The 13,670-nt window shown below is 25.6% G+C and carries 1 protein-coding gene; it reads left to right on the top strand.

Annotated elements, in window-relative coordinates; all coding sequences use genetic code 4:
* Window positions 1–188: 188 nt before the first annotated feature.
* Window positions 189–13,670 carry a GA module-containing protein gene (locus SAM46_RS02520; RefSeq protein WP_078746986.1) on the top strand — a complete coding sequence of 4,494 codons (13,482 nt, stop codon included), beginning with the start codon at window positions 189–191 and terminating at the stop codon, window positions 13,668–13,670.

Here is a 13,670-nt window from a genome sequence, read left to right as displayed (position 1 = left end):
TATCAAAATCCAAGATTTTTTTTTTTATAATTTATGAATTTATTTCATTTAAGCCTATATTATAGTGCTATACAATGTTGTATGGTATAAATAAAATAATATAATTTTGTAAACATAAAAAAATCTACTAAAAATATTTTAAATTTATTGCTTTTTAACTTAAGTTAAAAAGTAGAATAGGAGAAAATATGTCTAAAAATTCAAGAAGTAATAAAACTAGAAAAACATTAGTGACTGTTGCTGCTTTATCAGGCTCTGTTTTATTACCATTAACTACATTATCGAATGCTGATAATGTTTTAACAGAAGAAAACATGGAAGTATTTTTGCCTAATAAAATTATTGATGTTAATCAATATCAAAATAGGAAAGAATACGAAAATATAGAAAATGTTAATTTTGGGTATGCTAAATATGTTGATGTGACTATGAATAAGCAAAATGCTGAAAGATTAGTTAAATTTACCAAAGTGCCAACTGAAGAACAATGAAATGCAGGCAAACAAACATGAGAATTAATTTATGAATCAGGAACTCTTGATAATAATTATTATGATTTAGGTCACTTTTGAAAGAATGAATATCCATTCGGACAAAGAACATACGGTTTTGCATTATCAAATGACTTAGAATTAATACCTGGAACATTATCTATTAAAATGGAATATATGGGAGTAGAAGATAATGACCATATAGTTAAGAATGAAGCTGACCGCCGTAGAGTTATGTCTTACTCTATTACTGGTGATAATCCTAATACCAAAAATGATCCAAGTATCACTGATAATGGTATTCAACCTCAAGATCAACCCACTTATTTATGAGATAAATATGGAACATATATTAGATTTGTTGATAATAATGGATATTTCGATAATAGTGCTGATCAAGATTTTAATTCACCTAATGCAAAATATAATGATATCAATAGCTTCTGAGTAAGAAGTGTTAAATTTGATATGGAAAATGGACGCCATCGTAAGGGAAATTGAATGTATGACTGAAATCATGTAGATAGCGAAGGTAATAAGGGACTTGAACCATGAAAACTTAACATAATTCCTGAATACGAAAATTTAAGTGATTATAGACCTGCTATTAATGGTATTGAATACATTACAACTGATGTTAGAAATAAAAATTCTTATGATGGAGTTTTATCACCAAATAAAATTGATATTTTACTTTCATTAACACAATCACCAGACGAAAAAAAGCAATATGGATATGCTAGATATTTTGGTATTGGTTTAGATACAGACAAATATCATAATGAGTTAAAAAGTCACAATGCTGATACTAATAATTTTAAAGCAAATACCGGTACTTTATTTCTATTTCACTATGAAACCGCTTTAGATAAAAATAGATACGATACAAATAAAAGACCAATCCCTATGGTTACAATTAAATTTCAAACTAGAAAGAAATACAGTAATGCAATAACTAGACTAGATGATGATAATGATATAGAAGCAAATACCTTTGTTGATAATAGAATTAATTATAATTCTTTTGTTTCTGGTTTATACCACAGTGATAAAGATATAATCCGTGATTGACCTTGAACTGACAATAGATGAGCATTTAACAAAACTATTGCAAATACTGGGTTATCTTTCGATGAATTCAGAAATAAATATTTAACTCCATCATATCTTGGTGTTACAAGAAACCAATATACTGGTGCAGCTATTTCATATGCTTCAAGAACAAAAGATAGACAAATCAATATCAATCTAACTGAAAAAATGGAACAGTACAATGATCAATATCATGATTATCCAGAAATTACAGGATTTAATATTTATCAAAATGGTAAACTAATTGATAAATTTAATATTCCATGAGATATAACAAAAAACAGTCTAAATTTCAAAACCAATGGATATAGAACACAATTCAACAACTTTAAGATTGATACAACAAAACTTAATGGATTTGATGGAATAACATTAGAACCAATTACTAAAACTCAAGAAGGAAGCTTTAAATTCGATACTAAATCTAATATATTTGAATGAAATCCTTTTGACGGTACTTTTAGTGGTACAATTTCATACCATATTTCTCAAGAATATAAGAATAAAGAAGCTTTATTAGCGAAATTAGAAAAAAATCCACTAGAAAGTGAATTATTATATAAAAATGAACCATTGTTAGACACCCAATTAATCAAAATTAAATCAACAATAAAACAAGATTTCTGAAGAAAACGTTTTGATGGCAAAACAGTACTTAATGTTGAAACTCCAGAAACTTCGTTATACACAAATTATTGAACAGATTTTGTTAAAAATATAAGTAAATTAAATTATGACAAAAAAGCTTTTGATAAAATTGATTTAAATGTTTTAAATACTGTTAATTATAGATTATCAGATAATAAAGAACAAATTGATTTAGTTGTTCCTAGAATTAAGGAAACAATGAAAAAAGATTTCACTATTCTAAAAATGGGAATTAATGAAAATGACGGTGAAATTATATTTGATACCCCTAACGATAATCCTAGAATGGCTCATTATGATAGATTACTAGAAAGATTTAATACATTAGTTGCTCAAATGAATGGAGAGCAAGTATATAATAAACTAGTAAATGATATTGATTCTGAACTAAGCATATTTAAAAAGAAAAATCAATTATATCAATTAGCTAAATATTTAAATAACAATGCAAACTCTGAAATCGAAATTAATAACCTAAATACTGTATTAAGTAATTTTGAATTATTAAAGAAATATTTAAAAGATACAGTCACAACTGAAACATTAGATGAATTTAAAAATGCTTACCAAGAATATTTAAATAATGTTCCTAAATACACAATATTAGAAAAATTGGTTACAACTTTAGGCGACGAATCAAATCCTGAATTTATTAAATTAAGTAAGTGATTTGGATACAAAGATAGCTATGATGCTAAGGTTATGACTCCTGAAAAAGCTAAAGAATTTAAAAATAACATTTTAGACAATTACAATATAAATCATTTAGTAGATGAAATTTTATCAAGTAAAAATACAACTGAAAATATTAAGAACCTTAAAAATGCAGTTTACTTTATTAAATCATTTGATGAATTTAATAATATGCCACATTGATATGATTTAAACGGTACAGAATTACCTGCATTGCAAAATTCATCATTTAAATATGAATTATCTGAAGATGCCAGAAGTTATTTAGCAACAGAATCAAAAACATTAGCTAAATACGAAGATAATGGATTTAAGAGTAATATTTATAACTTTATTAAAAATAAAAATAGAGTTAATAAAGAATTAAGTGAAAAATTAAATCAAGTATTAGGACAAAATGGATTTAAATTAAATGATGTATTAAAATCATTTATTAGTAAAAACTTCCCTAATGCTTTAAGTGATGATGAAATTAATAGATACTTAAGTCCTATTTTAAATCTTAATCTAGCTCCAACATTTGAAAATTTAGGATTAATTCAAGATGCTGGATTAGCTGATGCTTTATATTCATATTTAATTAATGCTTTATTGGCAAAAATTAATAAGTATGCAATAACATCTGAAGCAATTTTACAAGCTGGAAATAACTTAAGATTTTCTAAATTAGAAGCCCTTGCACAAGGATTAACATCTATTAATAAAAAGAATGGCTTTACTACTGGTAATCTTATTGATAATAATAATTATGATGAATTCTTAAATTCAATTATTAAATCAAAAATTGCATTTAAAGAAACTTATTCACCTTTAAAAGAAATTTTAGAAACTTCAAAAGGTGAAAAAAATGCAAAATTAGATGATTTAAAAATAATGTTTGATTCAAGTTTCTATCATTCAATTTTTAAATCTTTAGTAGTGGAATTAAAAGAAAAAGTTAAGTCATTAAATAATATTCAAAATCAAGCTCTTAAAAATGATTTTGTTTCAAACATTGAGAAAACAATTGCTAGATATGATTTTACAGAAGAAAGATTGAGCAATAATAAATTCCCAACATTTTGAGAATCAGATGAAAAAGTAAAAAGTGACTGAGATACATATGGAAACTTCTTTACTTGAAACGAAGCTTTAACTCCTGAAAATTATGCAAAAATCACTAAAGACCTTATTTCATCTCCAAAAGCTAATGTTGATCAATATTACTACGATGAATATCAAAAACTAGTGGAATTAAATGATGCTATTGGTAAATTTAAAGAAAAAGTTGATAAAACAACCTTATCAAATACATTAAAAGATAGTTTAAAAACTCTAGCAGGAAATGCAACAAGCAAACAATTTGTAAATGATTTAAGTAATAAGTTAGATGATGTAGTTTTAACATATGATACTATGAATACTAATATTACAAAAGCTGAAGGATTAAAAGTAAAATCAAGCAATAATATTCCATATAGATTTGCTTCTGATGAAATTAAAAATAAATTTAATTCTAAATTAGAAGAATTAAAAACGGCTAAAAGTAATTTAGACAATATGCAAATTACAGCTACTAGCCAATTAGATACCTTTATTGAATCAAGTAAACAACTTTCAAGTGATATTACAGATTCGATTAGTAAATTAGATGGTCAAAAGAATTTAATTGATTTATTAAATAAAGTAGATCAAGCTAATTTAACTATTTACACTCAAGAACAAAAAGAACAACTAAAGAATAATTTAAAAAACAAGGATGATTTAGCTTCAGCAAAAGCTGCTGAATTATCATTTGAAGAATTAGGAAAATTACAAAAACAAGCTAGTGTTTACAATAACATTATCCAAAGTCCAAGAAATATTAAATCAAATCAGAAATACTTAGATGCTGATGAAAAACTTCGTACAGCTTATGATGCTTCTGAAGTAAAAGTTGTTAATATAGCAACTAAATTAGGAGAAACATTATCTGAATTAGCTAAAAATGATAATAGTGAAGGAAAAATTTCTTGGCCTGATAAAATTGCTGAATTAAATGCTCAATATGCAAAAGATATTGATAAATATAAAGAAGATTTCAAAGCTTTAAATGGTGATACTAAATTAGTTAAATTAAAAGAAGAATTAACTAATAAGGTTAGAACACAATTTAATAATGTTTCTGATCAAATTAAGCAATCATATATTGATGACATTGAAAATACAAATTCAATTAAAGAAGCCAATGAAACATTTGAAACTAAAAAAGATATTGATACTGAATTTGGCACAGCTAGAACAAAATTAAATGAATTAAATGATTTAATTGCAAATACTGCTAAAGATAATAAATTCCATGCTTTAGATAATGATTCGAATAAACAAAATGTACTTGATGCACAAACCAATGCTAAAGCTAAATTTAATAATGATAATAAAGCTATTGAAAATGTTGATATTGCAAAAGCTAAAGAATTAACAAAATCAATTACTGATGCAATTAAAACAATTAATGATAAATATCAAAAGCTTCTTGATAATAAAGCTCAAAAAGCTAAAGAAATAGCTAATTTACCACATCTAAATCAAAATCAAAAAACTAAACTAGCTGAAGAAATTAATAATAAAGATACATATAATAATGAATTATTAAATGCAGTAGTTACTAAAGCAAATGATTTAGATGGGAAAATGGCTTTACTTGAAAAAGAATTTACAAATGCATCAAAAGCTAAATCAAGCAATAATTACATTTATGCTACAAGTGAACCAAAGAATAAATTTGATGAATTATTTGGTAACAATGCAACATATTTAACTAATGCTAATAATGCTACAACTCCAGGTGAAGTTGAAGCATTAGTAAATAATGCAAAACAAGTAATAAGTTCTTTAGATGGTGATGCGGAATTTGCAAAATTACAAAAAACAGCTAAAGATTCAATTGATCAATTAAAACAAATTACTCCAGAACAAAAACAACACTTCAAAGATTTGGTACAAAGTGCTACAACAAAAGATGCAATTGATAGAATCACAAAACTTGCTAAAACTCTTGATGATAAGATTAAAGATTTAAACGAAACATTAACAAATGCTAATAATACTAAATCAACTGTTAAATATACTCAAGCGGATTTAGATAAGCAAGAAGAATTCAATACAGCAATTACAAACTTGATTAATGAATTAGATAAATTAAAACAAAATAATGAAATTGTAGCTTCAAACTTAACCGAAGCATTAAAAGATGTTAATGAAGCTTCACAAGCTTTAAGTACAGCAAATAATGCTTTAAATGGTGAGTTGAATTTATCAAATGCTAAATCTGAAGCAAATGGTGCGATTGAAGTATTAAATAATTTAAATGATCAAGTAAAAGATAATTTAAAACAACAAGTAGCTAATGCAAATACCGTTAGTGATGTAAATGCAATTAAGCAAAAAGCTATAAAAACAGATACTAAAGCAGGCGAATTAATTGCTAAAGTTACTGAAGCTAATGCATATGAAAAGAATGTTGATGTTATTGCTATATCAACAGAACAACAAAAACAAGCTTTAAGCAATGCAATTAATGATGTGAAAAATAATATATTAGATTCATCTAATAAGATGAAACCTAATGAATTTGCTGATCAATTAGAAGCTAAAAAACAAGCAATTGATAATGCAATGCAAACAATAGCAAATCAAATTTCTGAAGTGAAAAAAGCTAGAGAACAAGCAATTAATACAATTAATTCATCATTAACAAACCTAACAGATGTGCAAAAGAATGAGCTTGCTACTGAAGTAAATAATGCTAATACTATTCAAGATATTAATAAAGTATCTTCAAAAGCTACAACCTTAAATACTGCTACTGGTGAATTTAATACAGCAAAAACTAATGCTGAAAAAGTACAAAAAACAGATAATGCTTATGCTTTAGCTGATAAAAATAAACAAGAAGCATTTGATAAAGTTATTCAAGAAGCTAAAGTTGCATACGAAGCTAAATTAAGTCATAAAACAGCTGAAGAAATTCAAAAATTAACCAAAGATTTAAATGATGGTAAGAATAATTTAAATGGTGATAATAATTTACAAGCATTAAAAGATCAAGTTATTAAAGCTATTAATGAAAATGAAAAATTATCAGCAAAACAAAAAGAAAATATTGCTAATAGTATTCAAACTTCTAATAAAGCTGATGATATTAATTCATTAAAACAAGCTGCTAAATCATTAAATGATGCCTTAAGTGAAGCTGAAAAAATCTTAACTGATAATAATGCTGAAAAAGTAAAACCAAATTACTTAGAAGCTGATAATGAGAAAAAACAAGATTTCAATTCAAAAGATACATTGTTAAATTCAAAAGTAGAAAGCATCAAACAAGATGATGTATTTGATTCTCTTGATGAAATTAATAAATATGTCAGTGAATTAGCAGATCAAGGTAATAAAGCTAAAGAAGCTAGAACCAATTTAAATGGTCAAGATTTATTAGACAAAGCAAAAGCTAAAGGTACAGGTACTATTGAAGCACTTGAGCATTTATCACAACCATATAAACAAAATTTTGAAAATCAAGTTACTAATAAAACAACAATAAATGATGTAAACGAAGTTGTTACTAATGCAAATGAATTAAATCAAGCAACAAAAACATTAAAAGATAATATAGCTAAACTTGAAGGTAAAACTACAGAACCTAGTTATGAAGGTATTTCAGCGCCAACTAAAGAAAAAGTTAATAATGCTTTAAGTGATGCTAAAAAACTTCTTACAGATAACTTATTAAATGATTCTGTAAGCAAAGAAGATATTACACAAGCAAATCAAAAGATATCTCGTGCTCTAGAAGCTATTAAAAGTGATGCATTAGATTTAGAAACTTTAAGAACTAAAAAAGCAGCTGACATTGATACAATGGACAACTTATCACGAACACAAAAAGATGCATTAAAAGGTCAAGTTAATAAAGCTGCAACTAAAGAAGAAATTCATGACATAATGAATACAGCTAACAACTTATCAGATGCAATGAAGAAATTAGCTGATGCAATTACAAGTGTTCAAGATATTAAATCTAAACCACAATACACACAAGCTTCAGTTGATAAAAAAGCAGCTCTTGATACAGTTGCTTCAGATAAGAAATTAGAAGAATTAGCAAAAGACAAACAATCAAGTTTAGATGCATCTGACATCTTAGCTAAAGCTAATACAATTACCACACCATTAGAACAACTTGATGGTGATGCTAATGTAGCAAAAGCTAAAGAAAAAGCTAATACAACTATTTATTCAAAATTACATCTAGATAATGAACAAAAGAAAGCTTTAAGTAATGAAGCTAATGGTAAAAATACAATTTCTGAAATAAATGAAGTAGTGAAAAAAGCAACAGATTTAGATGATGCAATTAAAGCTCTAAAAGCTTCAGCTGATAAAATTAATAAAGATAATAATACTGAACCGGCTAAATATAACTATTTAAATGCTTCAGAAGAAAAACAACAAGCTTTAGATAAAGAACTAGAAAATTCAACCCAAGCAATACAAGATGCTAAAGCAATTACATCTACAGATAAAGTTGATGAAATGTTTAAAAAATTACAAGAAGCTAAGAAAGCATTAGATGAAGCTAATAATAATCTTGATGGAAATGGTAATCTAGCAAAAGCTAAAGAACAAGCTAATAGTAATATTGAACAATTGCAAAATCTTTCAGATCAACATAAAACAGCTGATAAAAATGATATAAATTCAACTAACTTAGTAACTGATGTAAATAATAAAGTACAAAAGGTTAGTGAGTTAGATAAAGGTACAAATGATTTAGTTGAACAATTAATTAAAGCTACAGAATTAAATAGTTCTGATAATGTAAATAAAGTTTCACAAGACAATAAAAATGCTTTAGTAAGTGCTATCACTAATGCAAATAATGTATTAGATAATAATAAACTAAAAGCCGGTGATACTACAGCTCAAGACTTAAATACATTAAAAGAAGCTTTACAAAGAGCTATTACTAATGCAAATAATGATATTAAAGTAGTATCTCAAGCAGCACAAAATGCAAAAGATGCTATAGATAAGCTTACCAACTTAACTCAAAAACAAAAAGATGCTTTAAAAACTGAAGTTGATGCTAAAACAAATAAAGCAGATATTAAATCTGTTGTTGAGAAAGCAAAAACCTTAGATGAAACAACTAAGAAACTTAATGAAGCAATCAAAACAACCGAAGAACTTAATAAACAAGATGTTGCATATAAAGAAGCTGATAAAGATAAACAAGATCAATTTAATAATGCTTTAGATGAAGCTAAAAAAGCTAAAGACGATAATTATGCAAATAAAACATCAGATGAATTAAATAAATTACTAAGTAATCTAAATAATGCTAAAGATGGCTTAAATGGAGCTAAAAATTTTGAAACAGCTCAAAATAATGCGAAAGCTGATATTGAACAATTAAATAATTTAAGTAAAGAACAAAAAGATAAATTAAAAGACAAGATTAATAATGCATCAGATTCAGCTAAAGCTAAAGAAATTGCTTCAAAAGCTAGTGCATTAGATAAAGCAATTAAAAATGCTCAAGATACTAAAGATAAGCATGATAAAGTGCTTAATACACCAGCTTATTCTCAAGCTGATGATAAATTAAAAGAAAATCTAGATAATAATGAAAAATTATTAGAACAAGATTTAGCGAAAGCTAAAGAGTTAAATGATTTTGATAATAATGAAAATCTAGATAAAGTAATTAAAGATTTAACTAATAAAACCACAGAAGTAAATAACAATATTAAAGCATTAAATGGTGATAGTAATTTAACTAAAGCAATTAGTAATGCAACTGATGAAATAAATAAATTAGAAAACTTATCTGATGAATTAAAAGAACAACTTAATGAAAAAGTCAACAATGCAAAAACAATTGCTGATGCAAATGATATTGTTTCTGTAGCTAAAGAATTAGATAAAGTAGTTAAAAATCTTAATGAAGCAATTAAAGCGCTTGATGATGTTAATAAGTTTGAAGCAAAAGATTCAATCTCTGCAGAACTTAAAGATGCAATTACTAATGAATTAGCTAAAGCTAATAAATTATTAGATAATTCAAAACTTAAAGCTAATAATGATAATAATTCAGTAACTAATGCAACAAAAGCTTTAAAAGATATTCTAGAAAAAGTAAATAAAGAACTTGAAGCTTTAACCAAAACTAAAGAAGATGCTAAAGATGAAATTGGAAAATTAGCTCATTTATCAGACTTGCAAAAAGGTAAATTAAATGAAGATATCACTAAGGCTAAAAATTCTAAAGAAATTCAAGATATTATTACAAAAGCAAATGAATTAGATAAAGCAATGGAAACATTGCAAAATAAAGTTAACGAATTAGCTAAAGTTAAAGATTCTAAGAATTACAAATTAGCTGATGCTAATAATCAAGATTTAATTAATAATCTAACTACAGATCAAGTATTACCTACATTGCAAAAAGATGCAATTACTTCAACTAATGTAAATGATATTAATGATTTAATTAGCAATATTAATAAAGCTAATGAAAAACTTAATGGAAATAATAATTTAACTAAAGCATTAGAAAATGTTGATAAATTACATAACTTAAATGAAAAACAAATTGCTAAAGCTAAAGAAGAATTAAACAAACAAAATACTAAAGAAGACTTAGATGCTAAATTAGAAAATATAGTTGCTTTAAATACTAATATCGGAAGCTTAAAGAACAAGATTCAAGATTTAGATAATTTAATTACAAGATTTAGCAAACCAGATAATATTAGTCTTGATCAATTAGCACAATATAATTATTTAATTAATAAATTAGTTAAAGATAAAGATGCTTTAGTTGAACAAAAAACTACAATTACAAATGCTTTAAATACTGATTCTTTAAGCAATGATGATATTGAAACATATATTACAAATGTAGATAAGTTAATTACCAGTGTAAATGCTGAAATTCAAGCTGTAAAAGCTGTGGGAAATGATGCTATTACTTATGCTAACAAAGATAATATGTTCAATGATGATAATAAATATAATGTTGCTAATATGAGTGAAAAATTATCAGAAGCTAATATTAATTTATACAAAGCATTAAAAGATGCTAGATTAATTGAACAATTAAAAGCAAAAGATGAATATAACAAGTTTAATACTCAATTAAGTAATGAACTTAAAGAATCAAAAGCATTTGCTCTTGCTCTAGATGGTGCTGCAGAAGAATTAAATGCTTCAACTTCAAGAACTCAAGATGCACAAGTTTTAGACAAGATTAATCATCAAGTATTAAAAGAAAATCTAGTATTAGCATATGATAAAGCAAATGATTTAAGAAATGATGAATTCTGAAGCAAAGAAGCAACACCAATTTTAGATCATGCATTAGAAATTATTAAGTATCCAAATACTAATATGCAAAATACTAAAGAATTCTATGATAATGAAGCTGCTAAATTAAATTGATTCAATAAGGCAAGAGAACTTAAAGATACAATTGATATAGCTAATAATTCAAAAGATAAATCTGAAGACTTAGTTTCATTGTTAAATGAAGCTTCTAAAGCTATTAAAACACCAAATACAACTACTATAGACAAACTTAATGAGTTAAATGATAAGCTTAAACATTTAGCTGCTAAAGATATTCTTGTAAAAGCAATACAAGAAGCTACAATATTAAATGAAGAACTTAAAGAAGCTCAAAAAGTTAAAGATAGCAAAACTAGAGAAAATGTAATTGGTAAGTTAAATAAAGCAATTAATGATGCTAAAAATATTGCTAAACTTGATGATCAACCAAGTAAAGTTTATAATAGACAAGCTAGTGATTTAAATAATGCTTTAGCTGATAGTAAAAAAGCTTTAGCAGAACCAAAAGAAAAATTGCAAAAAGCTATAACTAAGGCTCAAGAAATTAAGGATAAATCAAATAATCTTGCAAATCAAGAAGCTAAAGCAATTGAAATGAATCAAAACATTGATAATGTTGATTTAGCTGATGTAGAAAAACAAGTTGTTGATTTAAATAAAGCAATTAAAACTAATGATTTAGAAATAGCAATAGCCAAAGCTCCTGAAATTAAAACAGGTGAATATGATTCGGTAATTGTTCCTGAAACACCAAATTCTATCGCTCTAGTTAATAAACCTGATGTTACTGAAAATGAAATTAAATCACAAGCAGATAAACAATTACTAAATAATGCTCAAATTAATGCTATTAATAATGTTTATAATTTAACTGATTTAAATAAAGAACAAAAAGATAAATATGTATCTGATGTTGCTAAAGCTAAAACACCTAAAGATGTAGAAGCATTAAGTAACAATGTTAGTGAACTTAATAAAGGAATGAAAGCATTAAAAAATACATATAATAATATTCCTAATGAACTAAAAGAAGTTCCTGTTGTTTCATACGATTACTTATTATCTAGTGAAGAAGAAAAAGCTAGTCTTGATAAAGCTATTTCTGAAGCAAAAGGAATTATTCCTCAAAATGGAACAGTTTACAAGAATAATAATGCTAGTGAAGTAAATGATTTAAATAAAGCATTACAACAAGCTTATGATAATTTATCTGGAAGAGATAAATCACAAAAAGTTGCTTCAGATATTAAAGATGATAAAGATTCATTAAATAAATCAATTCAAAATGTTAATGCTAATAAGTTATTTAATGCTCCTAAAGCACTTCAAGATAAATACAATAATAACAAGAAGATTGCTGAAGAATTACTTGATTTATACAACAGTAATCCAGTTGAATTCATTAATAAAGGTGGAATTAGCCAAGTTAATAAAGCTGTAGAAAATGTTTCACAAGCTAGTGGTGAAATTGATAAATTCTCAGATAAAGAATTTAAAAATATAAATAACGAAAGAATTACTCAAGCAAATGATTTTGTTGCTAATAATTCAGAATTCATTGATAAGAAAGCTAGTGATAAAGCATTAGAAGAATTTGATAAACAAGTAACTTATCAAGGTGCTATAGATAAAATTAATAACATTCAGTTAGCTAATGAAGCAATTAAACAAGGCATTCAATCAGCAATTAAAGTTCTTGATGCTAAGATGGATAATGATACTACTAAACAAAATGTAAGTGATTTATTTGCTCCATTTATGTCTATTGTTAATAAAGACAAAATTAATCCATTATTAGAATTAGATGATTCAGTAAATCAATTAAATGTCAATAAGACACAATTTAATGAATTACTAAAACAAAAAGCTACTGATAAAGCATTTGATAATAATATTGCTCATACAGTAAGCAAAGCAAATAACATTAGTAATATTGTAAATAATCCATATGTTGAATTACAAAGTAAAGCTAATGAAAAGATTAATGCTCATAAGAATAATGTAAATAAATTTAATGATATTATTACTGCATTAAAAACAAATGATAAGGAAAAATTACATATAGCATCACAAGGATTAGGAAGCGAAATGCAAAATGATAAAGCATTTGCTCAAGCACTTGCAAGTAAAAACCTTCCTGAAATTCTTGATCGAAATAAGAAATTAACACTTACTCCAGATGATTTAAATGTAATCAATAACTTAAAGAACTCTTCTGAATACCAAAAAGCATCTCCTGCCTTAAAATCATTTATTGAACAAGATTTTAAAGTTAGAAATAAATTACTTTGATGACCTATTCTTGTTGCAATATCTGCATTAGCATTTATTACAGGATTAAGTACAGCTGTATTTAAGAGAAACAAAAATAAATAA

The sequence above is a fragment of the Mycoplasmopsis verecunda genome (assembly GCF_033546915.1).
In the GTDB taxonomy this organism is placed as follows: domain Bacteria; phylum Bacillota_I; class Bacilli_A; order Mycoplasmatales; family Metamycoplasmataceae; genus Mycoplasmopsis; species Mycoplasmopsis verecunda.
This window is presented reverse-complemented; position numbering and strand designations above follow the sequence as displayed.